Origin of the sequence: Methylobacterium sp. 1030 (genome assembly GCF_040544715.1) — a bacterium.
Classification (GTDB): domain Bacteria; phylum Pseudomonadota; class Alphaproteobacteria; order Rhizobiales; family Beijerinckiaceae; genus Methylobacterium.
This window is the reverse complement of sequence record NZ_JBEPKM010000020.1, coordinates 13971-31866: the sequence shown is the minus strand read 5'-3', so window position 1 is coordinate 31866 and position 17896 is coordinate 13971. Positions and strand designations below refer to the sequence as shown.

Genomic DNA, 17896 nt, shown 5'->3' with positions numbered 1-17896 from the left:
TCCATGTAAAGCTGTAGACTGTATCGCATTCAATGACTTGACATCGATATTCACCCACTGACTGCCGGCGAACGGCCGCAGGTCTTTGCGATTTACTAACCCGAATGCACGAGGTTGAGCCCGTACGGCGCCCACGGCGAGTCCCCGCCGGCCGCAGGCTCCCTGTTCCGGTGCTCGGATGACCCCCACGCAGACCAGCCGCCCGCCCGCCGACCGTGCCGCGCCGTGGCAGCGCCTCGCCGATCTCCGGCTTCGCCACAAGCTCGCGGCCGTGATGGCCCTGGTGCTCCTGGCCATCGGCGCCCTCAGCGCCCTGAGCTTCCTCGACATGCGCGGCTCGGCGCTCGAGGACCGCGCGCTGATGACCAAGCGCCTGACCGAGGTCGCGCAGAGCCTGCTCGTCCACTACGAGGCGCAGGCCCGGACAGGCCAGATGCCCGTCGCCGACGCGCAGAAGGCCGCGCTCGCGGCGATCACCGCCCTGCGCTTCGGCAGCGAGGACTACTTCTTCGTCCTCGACGACCGGGGCCACCTGATCGCCAACGCCTTCAACGCCAAGAACGTCGGCAAGCAGGTGGTGGACCAGACCGACGTCCCCGGCGGCAAGCGCTACTTCGCCGAGATGGTCGAGACCGCCAAGCGCGACGGCTCCGGCTTCGTCGACTACATGAAGCCGCGCCCCGGCGGGTCCGTGCCGGTGGAGAAGGTCGCGAGCGTGCAGATGTTCAAGCCGTGGGGCTGGATCGTCGCCACCGGCCTGTACCGGGACGACGTCCACGCGGCCGTGCGCGACCGCGCGATCACCATCGGCCTCTGGTCCGCCGGCCTCGCCCTGCCGATCCTGGCGCTGCTCCTGCTCGTCGGCAACGGCCTGTCGCGCCCGATCACCCGCCTGACCGCGGCGATGCGCGGCCTAGCGGACGGCGACCTCGCGGTGACGGTCGCCGACCAGCGCCGCGGCGACGAGGTCGGCGCCATGGCGCGCGCCGTCCAGGTGTTCAAGGACGCCCTGATCGCCAAGCGCGCCGCCGACGCGGCCGCCGTCGCGGAGAACGACGCGAAGATGCGCCGCGCCCAGATGCTCGACACGGTCACCGCCCGGTTCGACGCGCAGGTCAGCGCGCTGACGCAGGGCCTGTCGGCGGCAGCGGTGGAGATGGAGGCCACGGCCCGGGAGATGACGCGCACCGCCGCGCGGACCACCGACCAGTCGGTGCGCGTCGCCGCGACCTCCGAGCAGACCTCCAGCAACGTGCAGACCGTGGCGGCGGCCAGCGAGGAGATGGCCGCCTCGATCAACGAGATCGCGTCCCGCGTCGCCCAGTCTTCCGCGATGGCCGACCGGGCCGGCACGGACGTGGCCCAGACCAACGCCCTGATGCAGGTGCTCGCCCGCGGCACGGACCAGATCAGCGAGGTGATGGGCCTGATCGCCGGGATCGCCGGGCAGACCAACCTGCTGGCCCTCAACGCCACCATCGAGGCCGCGCGCGCCGGCGAGGCCGGCAAGGGCTTCGCCGTGGTGGCGGGCGAGGTGAAGGCGCTGGCCTCGCAGACGGCCCGGGCGACCGAGACCATCGCGACGCAGATCGCCGCCATCCAGAACGAGACCCGCCAGGCGGTCGAGTCGATGCGGACGATCGGCGGCACGATCGACGAGATGCGCACGGTGGCGCTCAGCGTGGCCGCCGCCATGGAGGAGCAGGGCGCGGCGACGAGCGAGATCGTCCGCAACGTCACCCAGGCGGCGCAGGGCACCCAGGCGGTGAGCACCGACATCGCCGACGTCCGGCAGGCGGCCCGCGAGACCGGCGCGGCCTCCGACCAGGTGCTCAGCGCCGCGCAGGAGCTGGCCCGCTACTCGACGAGCCTCGGCCAGGAGGTCACGACCTTCCTGGCCGCCGTGAAGGCCGCCTGAGGGCGGGGTCGCCGGACCGCCCGGCGACCCCGCCCTTACAGGCTGATCCGCTCGCGCACCGCGATGTCGGGGCTCGACGCGCCGCAGGTCGGCAGGCTCTCGACGGGGCCGTGCACCGCCGACGTCGTCGCCGAGAGGTCGTGGTAGCAGATGCAGCCTTCCGCGAAGTAGTGGTGCACCAGGGCCTTGCGGGAGCGCTGCATGTCGGCCCGCGCGGAACCGCCGTGCAGCAGGTTCGCGTGCCAGAACAGCACGTCGCCCTTGCGCGCCGTGAAGTAGGCCGGCGTCGCCCCGTGCTCCCGGATCTCCTGCTTGATCGCCGGTTCGTAGCGCTCGGAATAGGCACCGTAGCCGCGCTCGCGGAACTCGTCCGTGGTGATGCCGACGTCGTGGCTGAACAGGTACGGCAGGCGGTGGGTGCCGGGATAGTAGACCAGCGGCCCCGCATCCGCGTGGATGTCCTCCATGGCGACCCAGCAGGCGGCCAGGTAGCCGAGCGGGTAGGTCGTCATGTGGATCGAGTCCGAGTGCTCGGATTGCTGGCTGCCCTTGTGGGACGCGATGGTCTGGAACGGGATCGCGGGGCGGCCCAGCACCATGCTGCTGAAGTTCATCAGCACGGGGTGCTTCAGCAGCCGGTCGATCGCCTCGACCTTCAGGTGCGGGTTGAGGTAGCGGCCCGGATGGGGATCGTCCGGCGCCGCCTTCTCGGGGGCGAGGGTCAGGTCGCCGCCGGCGATCGCGGCCTCGTAGGCGGCCCAGACCTCGTCGATCGTGTCGGGATCGATCGCGCCGCGCAGGACGTAGTAGCCGTGCTCCACCCAGGACCGGCAGATCTCGGCCTGCCGGGGCGTGATCTCCCGGCGCGCGACGCGGCGCGCGACGATGTCGAGGGCGTCGGGCTGATCGAGCCAGGGGCTCGGCCCGGATTCCGGGAAGCTCTCGGCCCGGAACACCTTGATGCAGCCGATATCGACCGGAATGTCGGCGTCGACCGTGTGGGACGGCGCGGGCGGCAGGTGGGGCGCGAGGGGCGGGACGTCGTCGCGCCCGAGGGCGAGGTTGCGCACCGTGGTCCCCACCGTGCGCGCCAGCGATGCAGCGCGCGCAAACCCCTGAGCCATCGTCTCAACCCGCCGGTTCCGTCTCCAGCGTAACCAGGCCGGACGATCGCGACTTTAGCGAGGCAAACAACTTTACGGCGACGGACTTTCGTCTTCGTCGCGTCGGCGGTCTCATCGATGCTCGGGTTGGCCGTCCGGTCCGCCCGCGGCTCAGGCGATCCCGTCGATCGCCACCCGCAGGTGCTCCGGGCCGCGCAGGGCGGCGCCCGGCCGGTAGGGTGGCGGGTCCTCGACCAGGCGCGGCGCCTTCAGCCGGCGGGCGAGGGCGGTGAGCGCCGCCTCGGCCTCGAACCGGGCCAGCGGCGCGCCCACGCAGTAGTGCAGGCCGCCGCCGAAGCCGAGATGGCGGATCCCGCTGCGGTCCGGGTCGAACCGATCGGGATCGGGGAAGACGGCCGCGTCGCGGTTGCCGGAGGCCAGCAGCAGCACGAGATCGGCCCCCTCGGGGATCGTGACCCCGGCGATGTCGATGGGCGACAGCGTCCGCCGCGTCCGGAACTGCACCGGCGGCTCGTAGCGGAGCAGTTCCTCGATCAGCCGCGGGGCCCGGAGCGGGTCCTGACGCAGGCGCTCCAGCTCGTCCGGATGCCGCAGCAGGGTCAGCAGGCCGTTGGTGATCAGGTTCACGGTGGTCTCGTGCCCGGCGACCAGCATCAGGATCGAGGTGGCGATCAGGTCGTAATCGCCCATCTTCACGCCGGCCGGGGTGGCGTGGTTGGCGAGGCCCGACAGCATGTCGTCCTGCGGGTGCCTGCGCTTCTCCCTGATCAGGTCGCCCATGTAGCCGCCGATCGCGTCGAAGGTCCGGCTGTTCGCGGCGCGGATCTCGGGGTCGGACAGGCTGTCGGGCTCCAGCGCGGTGGCGAGCTGCGTCGCCCAGCCGTGGAATTTCGGCTCGTCCTCTCGGGGCACGCCGAACAGCTCGCAGATCACCGTCACGGGCAGCGGGTAGGCGAGGTCGTCGACTGCGTCGATCTCCCGGGCACCGCACTTCTCGTTGAGCAGGTCGGCCACCAGCCGGTCGGAGCGGGCGCGCATCGCCTGGACGCGCTCGCGGGAGAACTGGTGCATCACCGCCGAGCGCAGGGCGTCGTGGTCCGGCGGGTCGCGGAAGATGAAGACCCGGTGCCGGTCCATCATCCAGTCCTTGAGCGGCTTGACGATCAGGTCGGTGAGGGGATTGCCGGTGCGCGGCCGGTCGGCCGGGGGCAGGGTCTCGGAGCTGACCCGCGGGTCCTGCAGCAGGCGCGCGATGGTGCCGTGGGTCGCCGCCACCCAGGTGCCCGCCTCGGTGCCGTCGTCCTGGCGCGAGACGGGATTCTCCCGCAGCTTCGCGTAGACCGGGTAGGGGTTCGGCCGGTTGGCGAAGTCCTTGACTTGGTCGAGGAGGGTGGCGTCGGGCATGCGGTCTCCTTCACGCATCGACCCGGATGGCGGCCACCGGCCCTCGGGAAAGATGCTGCAACGACAAAGGCTTCGCCCGATGGGCCGGTTCCGTTTCCCGACGCGTTACGGAAAGCCCGGCTCGTGGACCGTGACGCGCTTCGGCCGGTCGGTCGCGGCGTCCTCGGGCGGGAACGGCGCGCGAGCCTCCACGAGCTCGGCATGGGCCGGCAGCCAGCGGGCGGAATCCACCGCGACCGCCGCGATGCAGCGCCCGTCGCGGCCGTAGGTGGCGACGAAGCGGCCGGCCGCCGGATCGCCCTGTGTGATCGCCACCGCGTCGGCGCCCTCGGTCAGGCCGACGGATTTCACCACGAGGTCGCCCTGCGTCGACCAGAAGGTCGGCAGGGCGCCGTAAGGGACTTCAGGCTCCGCGCCGGCGAGCAGACGGCCGGCATGGACGCCCTGCGCCACCGCGTGGCTCCAGTGCTCCAGGGCGACGCGCCGGCCGTCGTAGAGGGGGTGGGGAAAGCGCGCCACGTCGCCGGCGGCGGCGATGTGCGGGTCGGGCCGGCCCTCGGTATCGAGGACGTGGCCGCGCGCGTCGCAATCGACCCCGCCCGGATCCGCCGACAGGCCGGACCCGTCGAGCCACTCGGTGTTGCGCACGGCCCCCAGGGCGATGACGGCGACGTCGGCCGCGAGGCTGCTGCCGTCGACCAAGTGGGCGCGCACCAGCCGGCCGTCCCGACCCTCCAGCCACTCGACCTCGCGGCCGCAGCGCAGCGCGACCCCGTGGCCCTCGTGGATCGCGCCAATGAACGCCCCGACGGTGCTGCCGAGGATGCGGGCCAGCGGCGTCGGGCCGGGCTCGACCAGGGTGACCGGCAAGTCGAGCTGCCGGCACAGGCTCGCGACCTCGCAGCCGATGAAGCCGGCGCCGATCACCAGCACGTGGTTGGGGCCGGCGGCCAGCGCCCGCCGCAGGGCGGCGGCGTCGTCCCGCCCGCGCAGGGTGAAGACGCCGGCGAGGCGGCCCTCGTGCGGGTTCGCCCAGGGCCGGGCGCGGGTGCCGGTGGCGATGAGCAGGCGGTCGTAGGGGAGGATCCGCCCGTCCGCGAGGCCGACCGTGCGCGCCTGCCGGTCGAGGCGCCGCGCCGCGCTGCCGAGCTGCCACTCCGCCGCGAGGGCGCCGACCCCCGGCAGGGTCGTGGCCTCCGCGGGGATCGCGCCGGTGAGGACGTGCTTCGAGAGCGGCGGCCGGTCGTAGGGCCGGTGCGGCTCGTCGCCGACGATCGTCAGCGCGCCGGAGAAGCCCGCTTCGCGCAGGGCCTCGGCCCCGCGCAGGGCCGCGAGGCCGGCGCCGACGATCAGGACGCGCTCGGAATCGCGCGCCATCAGGCGCCCCGCTCCGGATCCTCGACCCGGATCGCCTGGACCGGGCAGGCGACGCGCGCCCGCTCGATGTCGTCCCGGTCCCGCGCGGCGGGGGCGGGATCGTAGAACAGGGCCTCGTGCCCCTCGATGCGGAAGTGCCGCGGCGCCGCGTAGCAGCACTGGGCATAGGCCTGGCACAGGTTGAGATCGACGCTCACCCGCAGGCCGGGCGGGGGGCCGGAGGACGCATCGGCAGGGGCGGACATGGCGGGGCAACCGCGCGCGGCGCCGCGGGTTCCGCGGGCTCTCGTCGCGGGGCACGTCGCGGGGGATGGCGCGGGGCACGTCGCGGGGCACGTCGCGCGCCGTACCCCGCGACCGGTCGTCGGACGGCCCGGCCGCGTCCGGCGCCGAGCGTCATCCGTATTAAACGTGTTTCGGCGATCCTGGTGGAAATGCAGCGACGCGATTCCCCTGCGCAGCGGTTCGATCTATTGTCGCGCTGCTCCGCGGATCTGTCCGAAACCCCGCGATGACAGGAGGGCGCCATGCCGCACGGTGCGCGAACGAGCCTCGCCGCCCTCATGCTGGTCCTCGGGATCGGCGGCGCCTCCGCCGAATCCGTCGCCACGACATGGACGGATCCGCCGGCCCACAAGGCCGGGTCCCCGAAGGCGCCGGCCACGGACACGAAGGCCGCCCCGCCGGCGCCGTCCGCCGCGACTCCAACCGGGACGCCGGCCGCCGCGACCGAGACCCGGCCGGCCACCGCCCGGCGGAAGGCCGTGGCGGTACGGCGCGCGCCGGAGCGGAAGGCCGCCCGCGCGGCGGTGGCGCCCAAGCGGATCGCCGCCGCGCCGCGCCGGTCCCGCGTCGCCGCGGCACCGGTCCGGTCCGTCCGGGCCGCCCCGCAGGCCGTCGCCGCCGCGCCGCCGCCCCCGGAGGGCTACGCCCGCTACCGGGCCTACAATTACGGGCCGGGCTACGGCTACGAGCCGGGTTACGCCCAGGGCTACACCCAGGGCTACACCGACGACCGCCTCGACCGCCTGAGCAGCGCCCAGGCCGCCGGCTACGTCGTGGTCCACCGCCGGACGGTGCAGTTCCCCGACGGCCGGACCCTGCGGGTCTATCGCCCGGACGACGAGGGCGAGCCGTTCTGAGCTGAGCCCGCCGCGAACACCGCCCGCAGGGGCGCCCGCAGGATCTTCCCGGCGGGATTGCGGGGCAGGAGCCCGTCCCAGATCTCGATCCGCACCGGCACCTTGAACGCCGCGAGCCGCTCGGCCGCGAAGGCGCGGATCGCCTCCGGGTCGGTCTCGGCGCCCTCGGCCAGCACCACGATGGCGCCCGGCTCCTCGCCCAGCGTCGGGTGGGGCACCGGCAGCACCACGGCGTCGATCACGTCCGGGTGCGCGTAGAGGGCGTTCTCGACCTCGCAGCAGTAGATGTTCTCGCCGCCGCGGATCAGCATGTCCTTGATCCGGTCGACGATGGTCAGGAAGCCCTCCTCGTCGGCGCGGGCGAGGTCGCCGGTGCGCAGCCAGCCCTCGGAGAGGACCTCCGCGGTGGCGGCCGGGTCGTCCCAGTAGCCGCGGACCACGTTCGGGCCCTTCACGCACAGCTCGCCGACGCTGCCCGGCGGCAGATCCTGCCCGAGGGGATCGAGGATCCGCACCTCGCAGACCGGCAGGGGCGGTCCGCAGGATTCCGGGTGGGCGAGGTAATCCTCGCCCTGGTGGTGGGTGAAGGTCGCCGAGGTCTCGGTCATGCCCCAGCCGGTGCCCGGGACGACCCGCGGCAGGGCCTCGCCCAGCGCCCGCACGAGGTCGCCGGCGGCCGGGGCGCCGCCGTAGGTGACGCCCTCGAGGGTCGGCAGCGGCCGGCCGGCCTCCCGGGCCGCGCTGGCGAGCTGCCACGCGATGGTCGGCACGCCGCCCGCGCTGGTGCAGCCCTCCCGCTCGATCAGGTCGAGGGCCGCGGCGGCGTCCCAGCGGTGCATCATCACCAGCCGGTGGCCGCCGTAGAGGGCCGCCCCCAGGCTCGCGTGGCAGCCGGTGACGTGGAACAGCGGGATTACCAGCAGCGCCGCCCGCTGCGGCGCGGCCGGGTCGGGCTTCGGCGGCGCCTCGCCCCGGCGCAGGGCGCTGCGCGCCGCCGAGTAGGGGTAGGCCATCACCGTGGTAGCGGCCGCCCGGTGGGTGCCGACCGCGCCCTTCGGCTTGCCGGTGGTGCCGGAGGTGTAGAACAGGGTCGCGTCGTCCTCCGGGTCGAGGGCGACGTCCGGCGTGGGCAGGTCGGGGAGGGCGCCCCAGTCGTGGACCCGGCCGACGATGTCGGTGAGCGGCGTCGCCCGGGGGTCCGGCGCGGTCCGGGTGGTGAGGACCCGCTCCAGGGCCGGGTATTCGCGCAGGTGCGGGGCGATCCGGTCGAAGCGCTCGCCGTCGGCGATCAGCACCCGCGCCCCCGAATGCTGCAGGCCGTAGGCGAGTTCGGGCCCGGTCCACCACGCGTTGAGCGGCGTGGCGATGGCGCCGGCGAGCAGCGCGCCGAAATAGCTCACCGGCCATTCGGGCAGGTTGCGCTGCGCGATGGCGACCCGGTCGCCCTTGCGCACGCCGGCCTCGACCAGAGCCCGCGCCAGGGCGGAGGCGGCGCGGGCGAAGCCCGTGAAGGTCACGCGCTCGTCCTGGTAGACCACGAAGGTCTTGTCCCCGTGGCCGCGCGCGATCCGGAACAGGTCGCCCAGCGTCGGCGGTGCCTTCTCCCAGATCCGGGTCGGCACACCCCGGATCGGCACCGTGGCGATGGCGAAGGGCCCACCTGAGGCGGTGAGCCGCACCTCGGCCTCGCGGAAGGGCAGGGCCGGCCAGCCGGCGGGGATGCGGGGATCGGGGTTCATCGGGCGATGGTCACGCCGCCGTCGATCACGAGCGCCTGGCCGGTCACGAACCGGCCGGCCGCCGAGGCCAGGAACACGGCCGCGCCGGCGATCTCGTCGGGCTCGCCGATCCGGCGCAGGGGCGCGGCGTCCGTGGTGGCGGCCAGCATCTCGGGATCCTCCCACAGCGCCCGGGCGAAGTCGGTGCGGATCAGCCCCGGGCAGAGGCAGTTCACCCGCACGTTGGCGGGCCCGTACTCCACCGCGTAGTTGCGGGCGAGCTGGAGGTCGGCGGCCTTCGAGACGTTGTAGGCGCCGATCACCGGCGAGCCCTTGAGCGCCCCGATCGAGGAGACGATCACGATCGCGCCGTCCCGCCGCGCCACCATGCCGGGGGCGACCATCTGGATCAGCCAGTGGTTCGACAGGACGTTGTTCTCGAGGATTTTTCGGAACTGCGCGTCGGAGATGTCGGCGAGCGGCCCGTAATAGGGATTGCTGGCGGCGTTGCAGACCAGCACGTCGACCGGGCCGAGCCGGCTCTCGGTCTCGGCGACCAGAGTTTCCAGCTCCTCCTTCACCGAGATGCTGGCCGGAATCGCCACGGCGCGGCCGGCGCCGTGCGCGGCCTCGATCTCGGCCACGACCGCCTCGCAGGCCTCGCGCTTGCGCGACGAGATCACCACCCGGGCGCCGTGCTCGGCCATCCGCAGGGCGATCGCCCGTCCGATGCCCCGCGACGAGCCGGTGATGAGGGCGGTCTTGCCGGTCAGATCGAACAGCGACATGGCACGGCTCCGCGCTGGATGAAGCGGCGAACGGCTTCGATCCTCGTTCCACAGGATAGGAAGGTCGCGACGCGCCCCCTCTCCCATGCGGGAGAGGGCACCCGCGCCGCATCCGGCCGCGGACGCTGTCGCCGGACGCCGCCCATCCTCACGCCCCCACCCGCATCGAGCGGCGCAGTCGCGCCATGCCGGTGAGCCAGCGCTCGGGGTCCTCGGCCCGGCGGCGGGCGTACTCGGCCACCTGCGGATGCGGTAGGATCAGGAAGCGCCCCGCCGCCAGCCCGTCGAACGCGGCCTCGGCCACGGCCTCCGGCGCCAGCACGCCGTCGCGCGACGCGGCGCTGGCTTCCCCCAGCATGGCGGTGTCGACGCCCTGCGGGCACAGGGCCGCGACCCGGATCCCGTCCTCGGCATGGGCGATCGCGAGATGCTCCAGGAAGGCGAGCGCCGCGTGCTTGGTCGCCCCGTAGGTGGCGCTGCCGATCTGGCCCAAGAGCCCGGCCGCCGAGACCGTTCCGAGGAACGCGCCGCCGCCGCGGGCGCGCCAGAGCGGGACCAGCACCCGCGCGGCGTGGACGTGACCCATCACGTTCACCGCGAAGGCGCGCGCCCAGCTCTCCGGGTCGGCGGAGGTGGCCAGATCCGGATCGGGGTCGCGCTCCAGGATGCCCGCGTTGGAACAGTAGAGCGCGATCGACCCGGTCTCGGCCTCGATGCGCGCCAGGACCGCACTGACCGCCTCGGCGTCGCCGACGTCGAGCGCGAAGGCCCGTCCGCCGAGTTCCGCCGCCACGGCCTCCGCCCCTTCCCCGTCCCGGTCGAGGGCCACGACCGTCGCGCCCCGGGCCCTGGCCGCGACCGCGAGCGCCCGGCCGATGCCCCTCGCGGCCCCGGTGACGGCGACGACGCGGCCGGACAGCTCCATCTTCAGGCCCCCGCCCGCTCGGCGAAGCGCCAGGCCGCTTCGGCGAGCTTCGGCACGCGCGCCGCCATGGCGGCGGCGTGCTCGCTCGCGGCATTGCCGGCCTTGGCGCGGGCCGCCACGCCCTGGAGGATGCCGACCAGCCGGAACAGGTTGTAGGCGAAGTACCAGTCGAGGTCGGGCAGGTTTTTCCGGTTCGCAGCCCGGCAGTAGAGCGCCACCGCCTCGTCACGGGTGGGGATGCCCAGAGCCGTCAGGTCGAGGCCGCCGAGCCCGCTGCGCCCGTCGGCGGGCAATTCCCACTGCATCAGCAGGTAGCTGAAATCGGCCAGCGGATCGCCGAGCGTCGACAGCTCCCAGTCGAGCACCGCGCTGACGCCGCCGTCGCGGGAGAAGATCAGGTTGTCGAGGCGATAGTCGCCGTGGACCACGCAGGCGCCCTGCTGCTCCGGCACCGTCCGGGGCAGCCACGCGATCAGCCGCTCGACATCCTCCAGGCGCCCGTCCTCGGCGGCGCGGTACTGGCGGGTCCAGCGGTCGACCTGCCGGGCGAAGTAGTTGCCGGGCCGGCCGTAATCGGAGAGCCCCGCAGCCTCCGGGTCGATGGCGTGGAGCCGGGCGAGCGTCGCGATCATGCCGGCATAGTGCCGGTGGCGGGCGTGGGGATCGAGGCCGGGCAACGCCCCGTCCCAGTGCACGGCGCCGTCCACCGTCTCCATCACGTAGAAGGCCGCGCCGATGATGTCGGGATCCTCGCACAGCGCGAAGGGGCGCGGCACCGGGAACCCCTCGCCGTAGAGGGCGCCGATCACCCGGAACTCGCGCTCCACCGCGTGGGCCGAGGGCAGGAGCGGGCCGAAGGGCTTGCGCCGCACCACGTAGGCCTGGCCCGGCGTGTCGAGCCGGTAGGTCGGGTTCGACTGGCCACCGCGGAACTGCTGCACGGTGAGCGGTCCGGCGTAGCCGCGCACATGCGCTTCCATCCAGGCGGCGAGCCGCGCCTCGTCGATCCGGTGGCGCGGCTCGATCGGCTTCACGCCGGAGAAGATGTCGGCGTCGCTCATGCGCGCTCCGCCTCGCTTCTGTTGGTGTAGCGCCCGAATTCCAGCCGGGCGATCGACCGGTTGTGGACCTCGTCGGGCCCGTCGGCGAGCCGCAGGGTGCGGATATGGGCGTACATTTTCGCGAGCCCGAAATCCTCCGAGACGCCGGCCCCGCCATGGGCCTGGATGGCGTCGTCGATCACCTTGAGCGCCACCCGCGGCGCCGCGACCTTGATCATGGCGATCTCGAGCTTGGCGCCCTTGTTGCCGACCTTGTCCATCATGTCGGCGGCCTTCAGGCAGAGGAGGCGGGTCATCTCGATGTCGATCCGCGCCTCGGCGACCCGCTGCTCCCAGACCGACTGCTCGCTGATCCGCTTGCCGAAGGCGACCCGGGACACGAGCCGCCGCGCCATGGCCTCCAGCGCCACCTCGGCCGCCCCGATGGTGCGCATGCAGTGGTGGATGCGGCCTGGCCCGAGCCTACCTTGCGCGATCTCGAAGCCGCGCCCCTCGCCGAGGATCAGGTTCCCGGCCGGGACGCGGACGTTTTCCAACACCACCTCGCCGTGGCCCTTGGGCGCGTCCTCGTAGCCGAAGACCGGGAGCAGGCGCTCCACCCGGACCCCGGGCGTGTCCATGGGAACGAGGATCTGCGATTGCTGCCGGTGGCGGGGGGCCTCCGGGTCGGTCTTGCCCATCAGGATCGCGATCTTGCAGCGCGGGTCGCCGACGCCGGTCGACCACCATTTGCGGCCGTCGACGACGTAGTGGTCGCCGTCGCGGCGGATCGACGTGCTGATGTTGGTGGCGTCCGAGGAGGCGACCTCCGGCTCGGTCATCAGGAAGGCCGAGCGGATCTCACCCGCCATCAGGGGCTTCAGCCACCGGTCCTTCTGGGCCGCGGTGCCGTAGCGGTGCAGCACCTCCATGTTGCCGGTGTCGGGCGCCGCGCAGTTGAACACCTCCGAGGCGATCCCGACCCGGCCCATCTCTTCGGCGCACAGCGCGTAGTCGAGGTTGGTCAGGCCGGCGCCGCGATAGGCGTCGGTGTCGTGCTCGGCGGAGGGCGGCAGGAACAGGTTCCACAGGCCCTCGGCCCGGGCCCTCTCCTTCAGCCGCTCCATCGTGGGAGAGGGTTCGCGGCTCGCGGCGCGCTCGGCCGACACCGCGGCGGCGGCCGGCAGGATCGCGTCGGCGATGAAGGCGCGGACGCGGGTCAGCCAGTGGGTCTGGGACTGGGAGAGGGTGAAGTCCACGGTGTCCGCTCCCTAGGGTTTCTCTGCCGGGCGAGCGCACCGAGCTTGCGTGCGCGGGCTGCCCGCCTTCCCATTGCCTTCACCCACGGCGCGACGCGCCCCCTCTCCCGTGCGGGAGAGGGTTGGGGTGAGGGACGAGAAGCCACAGGATCGAGCCCGCCCTTGTCGCGCAGTCAGGTCGAGCCCTCTCTGGACAGACCTGATCCCTCACCCTGTCCCTCTCCCGCACGGGAGAGGGGACCCGCGCTCCGACCCGAATCGAACGTGGCGCTCGATCGACCCACATCACGCCGCCGCTCACAGATAGGCCGATCCCATCTCGCTGGCGAAACGCTGCGGCGGTCCCTCCCAGACGATCCGCGCCTGCTCCAGCACGTAGACCCGGTCGGCGTGCGGGAGCGCGAAGGTGACGTTCTGCTCGCCGAGCAGGACCGTGATCGGCGTGGTCTGCCGCAGCTTCTCCAGCGCCTTCGACAGCAGCTCCAGGATCACCGGGGCGAGGCCGAGCGTCGGCTCGTCGAGGATCAGGAGGCGGGGGCGCATCATCAGCGCCCGGGCGATGGTCAGCATCTGCTGCTCGCCGCCCGACAGGGTGCGGGCGCTCTGCGCCTCGCGGTCCTTGAGGATCGGGAACAGCTCGTAGAGCCAGTCGCGCTGCCTGGCGCTCTCGGCCTTCGGGAAATGCTGGCCGCCGAGGTCGAGATTCTCGCGCACGCTGAGATCGCCGAACAGCTCCCGGGTCTCGGGCACCTGGACGATGCCGGCCCGGGCGATGGCGGCGGGCTTCATCCGGGAGAGGTCCCGGCCGTCGAACCGGATCGTGCCCGTGTGCGGCACGAGGCCCGAGATGGCGTTGAACAGCGTGGTCTTGCCGGCGCCGTTCAGGCCGACCACCGAGACGAACTCGCCCTCGTGGACGTGGATCGAGGCGGCGCGCAGGGCCTGCGCCTTGCCGTAGAGCACGTCGACGCCCTCGACGGTGAGCAGCGAGTCGGGCTTGAACGCCGCCTCGGGCCGGGCCGCCGTCTCGATGCTGCCGCCGAGATAGACCCGGCGCACGGTCGGGTCGGCCATCACCGACTCGGCCGAGCCCTCGGCGATGCGCTCGCCGAGATACATGGCGAAGACCCGGTCGACGATGGCCGCGACGCTCTTCACGTTGTGGTCGACGAGGAGCACGGCCTTGCCCTCGTCGCGGAAGCCGCGGATTAGCTCGGAGAAGGCCGCGACCTCGCCGCCGGTCAGGCCCGCGAAGGGCTCGTCGACCAGCACCACCCGGGGGTCGCGGGCGATGGCCTTGGCGAGCTCCAGCCGGCGGAGATCCGCGAAGGGCAGGGTGCCGGGGCGCCGGTCGACGACCGCGCCGAGGCCGACGCGCTCGGCGATCTCCCTCGCGCGCCGCGCCACGTGGGGGTCGGCCGCCAGCCGGATCAGGCTGTCGGGCAGGAGCGCGAGGCTGATATTCTCCAGCACGGTCTGCCGCTGGAGCGGCCGCGCGTGCTGGAACACGAGGCCGATCCCGGAGCGCGCCACCCGGTGGGCCGGCATGCCGCCGATCTCCGTGCCGTCGAGGCGGATCGAGCCGGCGCTCGGCCGCTCCAGCCCCATGATCAGCTTCATCACGGTGGACTTGCCCGAGCCGTTGGGGCCGATCAGCCCGAGGATCTCGCCCGGGCGCAGGTCGAGGTCGATGTTCTTGACGGCGACGAGGCCGCCGTAGCGCTTGGTCAGGCCGCGCACGGTGAGGCAGGGCTCGGCCAGGACGGGCGACACGGCCGGCGGGGGCGCGACGGCGACGGTCATCGGGCTCTCCGGAGCGATCCGAGGCCGAGCAGCCCCGAGGGCACGAACAGGATCACGAGGAGCGCCACCGCCGAGACCACGAAGGTCGAGAGGCCGCCGAGCGGCCGCAGCAGCTCGCCCGCCGCGATCAGGAACACCGCGCCGAGCGCCGCGCCCACGATGGTGCGGCGGCCGCCGAGCACCGCCGCGATGATCACCTGCACGCCCACCGACGTGTTGATCAGCGTACCGACCGAGGCGGTGCCCATGTAGAAGACCACCAGCCCGCCCGCGAGGCCCGAGAAGGCGGCGCTGACCGCGAAGGCCGCGAGCTTGTGCTTGGCGACGTTGAAGCCGAGCGCCCCGGTCACCACCGGGTCCTGGCCGGCGGCCTGGAGGATCAGCCCCGCGGGCGAGCGGGCGATGGCCGTGAGGATCAGGCCCGAGACCGCCATGAAGCCCAGCGCCAGCCAGTAATTGGTGTCGGCGTCGATGGAGATGACATCCGGCACGGTCAGGCCGATCTCGCCGCCGGTGAGGCCGGAGAAGACCACGATCATGTTCTGCAGGAGCAGGACCGCCACCAGGGTGATCAGCCCGAAATAGGGACCGCGGACCTTCAGCGCCGGCAGCGCCAGGGCGAGGCCGCCGACCACGGCGAGCACGGTCCCGGCCGCGAGGCAGTAGGGGATCGGCAATTCGTAGCGGTTGTTGAGGATGCCGGCGCCGTAGGCCCCGAGGCCGATCAGGAAGGTCGGTCCGAAATTCACCTCGCCGGCGAAGCCGAAGAGCAGGTCCCAGGCCATGGAGAACACGCCGAAATAGTAGGCGATGGTCAGGAGGCCGAGGATGTAGCCGGAGACCCACCAGGGCAGGGTGGCGGCGGCCAGGACGGCGAGGATCGCGATCCAGAAGCCGGGGGTGGTGAGGAGCTTCATGGGGTGGCCTCGCACACGGCAGCGATCCGGCTCGTTCGGCGCAGAGGCCTTTCCCACCCACGCCCCTCATCCTGAGGTGCCGCGCCAGCGGCCTCGAAGGAGGCCTCCAGAGATCGCGCGGCCGGCTGGAGGGCTCCTTCGAGGCGGCTTCGCCGCACCTCAGGATGAGGGCGCGGGCTGGACACCCGGGGTATAAAAAGAACCATCACCGCCGCCCCAGCAGACCTTGCGGGCGCAGGTACATGACGGCGACCAGCAGGAGCAGCGCCGGGATCACCCGGTAGGCCGGCGAGATCAGGTAGGCGGTGGCGGTCTCGAGGTAGCCCACCACGTAGGCGGCGATCAGCGAGCCGGTGACGCTCCCGAGGCCCCCCAGCACCACGATCGAGAAGGCGCTCGCGGTGAGCGGCCCCACCGAATACGACGACACCCCGAGGAACATCCCGAGCAGCACCCCGGCGGTGCCGGCGAGCAGGCCGTAGATCGCCCAGACCGCCACGTAGATCTTGCCCATGTCGTGGCCGAGCAGCGTGACGCCCCGCGGGTTCATGGAGGCGGCGAGCAGGACCTTGCCGGCCCGTGCCCGATTCACGAACAGCCAGAGCAGGCCGATCACCACCCAGCAGATCACCGCGGTGAAGACCTGGTTCCTCGGCGTCCGCACCCCGGCGATCTCGAAGACGCCCTCGACGATCGGCAGCACGGTCTTCGGGTTGTCGGTGAAGAAGTAGGCTACCAGCTCCTGGATCATGATCCCCCAGAGCAGCGTCCCCGTGAGCACGAAGATCTCCTTCTCCTCCCGCGGGATGGCCCGGCTGCGCTCGATCGGCGCGACCACCGCGAAGTAGGTGACCAGCGCGCCCGCGAGCCCGCACAGGATGCCGATCACCGCGCCCGCGTAGGAGCCGAGCCCGAACAGCGCCGAGGCCGCCCAGGCCGCCACCGCGGCCATGACCATCAGGGCGCCGTGGGTCAGGTTGAGGACGCCCGAGACCCCGAAGATCAGGGTGAAGCCCATCGCGCCGAGCGCGTAGAGGGACGAGATCGCGAAACCGTCGACGAGGATCTGGAGGCCGATCATCGCGCTCTCCCCGCCCGGTTACCGTCCCGCCGCCTTCACCGCAGGGGGCAGGATCATGGTCCCGTTGGCGGTGGTGGCCGGCCAGATCGCCACCTGCTTGCCGTTCTGCCACTGCCCGAGGACGCTGGTCATCAGGCCGGGCCCGTACTGGATCGAGTGCGTGAACGGCTCGTCCTTGCCGTAGAATTTCAGGCGCCCGACGGTGCCGACGTAGTCGGTCTTCTCCAGGGCGTCGACGAGCTTGTCGGCCTCCGTGGAGCCCGCCCGCTTGACCGCCTCCGCCGCGTAGTGCGTGGCGTCGTACGCCATGTAGCCCGCGTAGGACGGCGCGCCGCCGAAGCGCTTGGTGAAGGCCTCGGCGAACGGGATCGTCTTCTCGGTGAGCGCCACGCCCGGCACCGCCACGCTGTCGAACAGCACGCCCTGCGTGCCGCCGTTGGTGTTGGCCCAGAAGGTCGAGGAGGTCGCCTGGCCGCTGATCCCCGTCATGGCGATCGGCACCTGCTGGTTCTGCCACTGCACGGTCGGCTGCACGCCGACATGGGCGATGCCGGTGACGATCAGGTCGGGCTTGGCCGCCTCGATCTTGTTGTAGATCGGCGTGAAGTCGCCCGTGTCCGGGGAGAAGCGGACGTGCTCGACCACCTTCAGCCCGGATTTCGGCAGGCATTCCTGGTAGGCGGCGTCGAGCGGGCGGGTCCAGGCCGCGTCCTCGCTCATGATCGCGGCGGTCTTGGCCTTGAGCTTCTCGACCAGCACCTCCTTGGCCGAGTCGCACACCGCCTGCGCCAGGGCGTGCGAGGTCAGGTAGCCGTGGAAGGTGTACTTGTTGCGCGCGTAGTCCTTGTGGACCGCGACGCTGATCTCGTTCGAGGCCGCGCCGGGCGTGATCATCGGCGTCTTGAGCCGGGCCGCCCAGGGCATCAGCGCCAGCACGACCTCCGAGATGTAGCTGGCGATGACGAGGTTGACCTTGTCCTCGGAGACCGCCCGCTGAAAGGCGCGGACCGCGTCGGAGGCGGAGGACTTGTCGTCGTAGGTGACGACCTGGATCTGGCGCCCGTCGACGCCGCCCTTGGCATTGATCTCGTCGGCGGCGAGCTGGACGGCCTGCGGGATCGAGGCCCCGGCCACCGACTGCGCCTCGGCGATCACCCCGATCTTGATCGGGTCCGCGGCCCGGACGGGCCCGGCGGCGACCAGCCCCGCGGCGATCAGCGCGGGCAGCGTGCGCCGAATCGGGGCAACCCGGGCGGCGGCGCGCACGGTCTCGGACATCGGCGTTCCCTCATCCCAGTGCCCGAATTTTATATTCGCGGGCTTGGCCCGGACTGTACCCGCGCTCCGACGGATCACAAGGGGCCGGTCGGGACCGGCCGGTGACGTTTGCACCGAGTCGT

The 17896-nt window shown here is 72.5% G+C and carries 15 protein-coding genes; 2 read left to right on the top strand and 13 right to left on the bottom strand.

Going from position 1 to position 17896, the window contains the following annotated elements; genetic code table 11:
• Positions 1 to 178 precede the first annotated feature (178 nt).
• Positions 179 to 1918, top strand: coding sequence for a methyl-accepting chemotaxis protein (locus tag ABIC30_RS25200; protein WP_020095269.1), 1740 nt, complete (start codon positions 179 to 181; stop codon positions 1916 to 1918).
• Positions 1919 to 1953: 35 nt separating this feature from the next.
• On the opposite strand, the gene ABIC30_RS25195 is transcribed toward ABIC30_RS25200, so the two are convergent.
• The 4 genes from ABIC30_RS25195 to ABIC30_RS25180 form a co-directional block, all read right to left on the bottom strand.
• Positions 1954 to 3042 (bottom strand): phytanoyl-CoA dioxygenase family protein, encoded by a 1089-nt coding sequence (locus ABIC30_RS25195; RefSeq protein ID WP_043713080.1) that lies wholly within the window; start codon positions 3040 to 3042, stop codon positions 1954 to 1956.
• A gap of 150 nt (positions 3043 to 3192) precedes the next feature.
• Positions 3193 to 4446 (bottom strand): cytochrome P450, encoded by a 1254-nt coding sequence (locus ABIC30_RS25190; RefSeq protein ID WP_020095271.1) that lies wholly within the window; start codon positions 4444 to 4446, stop codon positions 3193 to 3195.
• A gap of 105 nt (positions 4447 to 4551) precedes the next feature.
• The gene (locus ABIC30_RS25185; protein WP_020095272.1) at positions 4552 to 5823 is read right to left on the bottom strand and encodes an NAD(P)/FAD-dependent oxidoreductase; all 1272 of its coding nucleotides are present in this window, start codon (positions 5821 to 5823) and stop codon (positions 4552 to 4554) included.
• Positions 5823 to 6068, bottom strand: a complete 246-nt coding sequence (locus ABIC30_RS25180) for a ferredoxin (RefSeq protein WP_020095273.1) — start codon at positions 6066 to 6068, stop codon at positions 5823 to 5825. Before ABIC30_RS25180 ends, ABIC30_RS25185 begins: the two co-directional genes overlap by 1 nt.
• 282 nt (positions 6069 to 6350) lie before the next feature.
• Between ABIC30_RS25180 and ABIC30_RS25175 the strand changes: the two genes are divergently transcribed.
• Positions 6351 to 6965, top strand: a complete 615-nt coding sequence (locus tag ABIC30_RS25175; RefSeq protein WP_026605263.1) for a hypothetical protein — start codon at positions 6351 to 6353, stop codon at positions 6963 to 6965.
• Here ABIC30_RS25175 and ABIC30_RS25170 read toward each other — a convergent pair.
• The 9 genes from ABIC30_RS25170 to ABIC30_RS25130 form a co-directional block, all read right to left on the bottom strand.
• The gene (locus ABIC30_RS25170) at positions 6932 to 8704 is read right to left on the bottom strand and encodes a class I adenylate-forming enzyme family protein (RefSeq protein WP_020095274.1); all 1773 of its coding nucleotides are present in this window, start codon (positions 8702 to 8704) and stop codon (positions 6932 to 6934) included. The two genes, ABIC30_RS25175 and ABIC30_RS25170, sit on opposite strands and share 34 nt — an antisense overlap.
• Positions 8701 to 9471 (bottom strand): SDR family NAD(P)-dependent oxidoreductase, encoded by a 771-nt coding sequence (locus ABIC30_RS25165; protein ID WP_020095275.1) that lies wholly within the window; start codon positions 9469 to 9471, stop codon positions 8701 to 8703. The genes ABIC30_RS25170 and ABIC30_RS25165 overlap by 4 nt, the downstream gene beginning before the upstream one ends.
• 148 nt (positions 9472 to 9619) lie before the next feature.
• Complete coding sequence (locus ABIC30_RS25160) at positions 9620 to 10396, bottom strand: SDR family NAD(P)-dependent oxidoreductase (RefSeq protein ID WP_020095276.1); 777 nt, start codon at positions 10394 to 10396, stop codon at positions 9620 to 9622.
• A gap of 2 nt (positions 10397 to 10398) precedes the next feature.
• Positions 10399 to 11457, bottom strand: coding sequence for a phosphotransferase family protein (locus tag ABIC30_RS25155; protein WP_020095277.1), 1059 nt, complete (start codon positions 11455 to 11457; stop codon positions 10399 to 10401).
• On the bottom strand, positions 11454 to 12695 hold the full coding sequence (locus ABIC30_RS25150) for an acyl-CoA dehydrogenase family protein (RefSeq protein WP_020095278.1): 1242 nt from the start codon (positions 12693 to 12695) through the stop codon (positions 11454 to 11456). The genes ABIC30_RS25155 and ABIC30_RS25150 overlap by 4 nt, the downstream gene beginning before the upstream one ends.
• 297 nt (positions 12696 to 12992) lie before the next feature.
• Entirely contained in the window at positions 12993 to 14498 is a 1506-nt protein-coding gene (locus ABIC30_RS25145) for an ATP-binding cassette domain-containing protein (RefSeq protein ID WP_020095279.1), read from the bottom strand.
• Positions 14495 to 15415: a branched-chain amino acid ABC transporter permease gene (locus ABIC30_RS25140; RefSeq protein ID WP_020095280.1), complete on the bottom strand. Its 921-nt coding sequence runs from the start codon at positions 15413 to 15415 to the stop codon at positions 14495 to 14497. The genes ABIC30_RS25145 and ABIC30_RS25140 overlap by 4 nt, the downstream gene beginning before the upstream one ends.
• A 205-nt stretch (positions 15416 to 15620) precedes the next feature.
• Positions 15621 to 16496 (bottom strand): branched-chain amino acid ABC transporter permease, encoded by an 876-nt coding sequence (locus ABIC30_RS25135; RefSeq protein WP_020095281.1) that lies wholly within the window; start codon positions 16494 to 16496, stop codon positions 15621 to 15623.
• A gap of 18 nt (positions 16497 to 16514) precedes the next feature.
• On the bottom strand, positions 16515 to 17774 hold the full coding sequence (locus ABIC30_RS25130) for an ABC transporter substrate-binding protein (RefSeq protein ID WP_091926034.1): 1260 nt from the start codon (positions 17772 to 17774) through the stop codon (positions 16515 to 16517).
• Between the last annotated feature and the right edge of the window lie 122 nt (positions 17775 to 17896).

What these genes read in the sequence shown, in the direction of transcription:
- ABIC30_RS25200 (WP_020095269.1), top strand. Translation starts at nt 179, where the DNA reads ATGACCCCCACGCAGACCAGCCGCCCGCCCGCCGACCGTGCCGCGCCG.
- ABIC30_RS25195 (WP_043713080.1), bottom strand. Translation starts at nt 3,042, where the DNA reads ATGGCTCAGGGGTTTGCGCGCGCTGCATCGCTGGCGCGCACGGTGGGG.
- ABIC30_RS25190 (WP_020095271.1), bottom strand. Translation starts at nt 4,446, where the DNA reads ATGCCCGACGCCACCCTCCTCGACCAAGTCAAGGACTTCGCCAACCGG.
- ABIC30_RS25185 (WP_020095272.1), bottom strand. Translation starts at nt 5,823, where the DNA reads ATGGCGCGCGATTCCGAGCGCGTCCTGATCGTCGGCGCCGGCCTCGCG.
- ABIC30_RS25180 (WP_020095273.1), bottom strand. Translation starts at nt 6,068, where the DNA reads ATGTCCGCCCCTGCCGATGCGTCCTCCGGCCCCCCGCCCGGCCTGCGG.
- ABIC30_RS25175 (WP_026605263.1), top strand. Translation starts at nt 6,351, where the DNA reads ATGCCGCACGGTGCGCGAACGAGCCTCGCCGCCCTCATGCTGGTCCTC.
- ABIC30_RS25170 (WP_020095274.1), bottom strand. Translation starts at nt 8,704, where the DNA reads ATGAACCCCGATCCCCGCATCCCCGCCGGCTGGCCGGCCCTGCCCTTC.
- ABIC30_RS25165 (WP_020095275.1), bottom strand. Translation starts at nt 9,471, where the DNA reads ATGTCGCTGTTCGATCTGACCGGCAAGACCGCCCTCATCACCGGCTCG.
- ABIC30_RS25160 (WP_020095276.1), bottom strand. Translation starts at nt 10,396, where the DNA reads ATGGAGCTGTCCGGCCGCGTCGTCGCCGTCACCGGGGCCGCGAGGGGC.
- ABIC30_RS25155 (WP_020095277.1), bottom strand. Translation starts at nt 11,457, where the DNA reads ATGAGCGACGCCGACATCTTCTCCGGCGTGAAGCCGATCGAGCCGCGC.
- ABIC30_RS25145 (WP_020095279.1), bottom strand. Translation starts at nt 14,498, where the DNA reads ATGACCGTCGCCGTCGCGCCCCCGCCGGCCGTGTCGCCCGTCCTGGCC.
- ABIC30_RS25140 (WP_020095280.1), bottom strand. Translation starts at nt 15,415, where the DNA reads ATGAAGCTCCTCACCACCCCCGGCTTCTGGATCGCGATCCTCGCCGTC.
- ABIC30_RS25135 (WP_020095281.1), bottom strand. Translation starts at nt 16,496, where the DNA reads ATGATCGGCCTCCAGATCCTCGTCGACGGTTTCGCGATCTCGTCCCTC.
- ABIC30_RS25130 (WP_091926034.1), bottom strand. Translation starts at nt 17,774, where the DNA reads ATGTCCGAGACCGTGCGCGCCGCCGCCCGGGTTGCCCCGATTCGGCGC.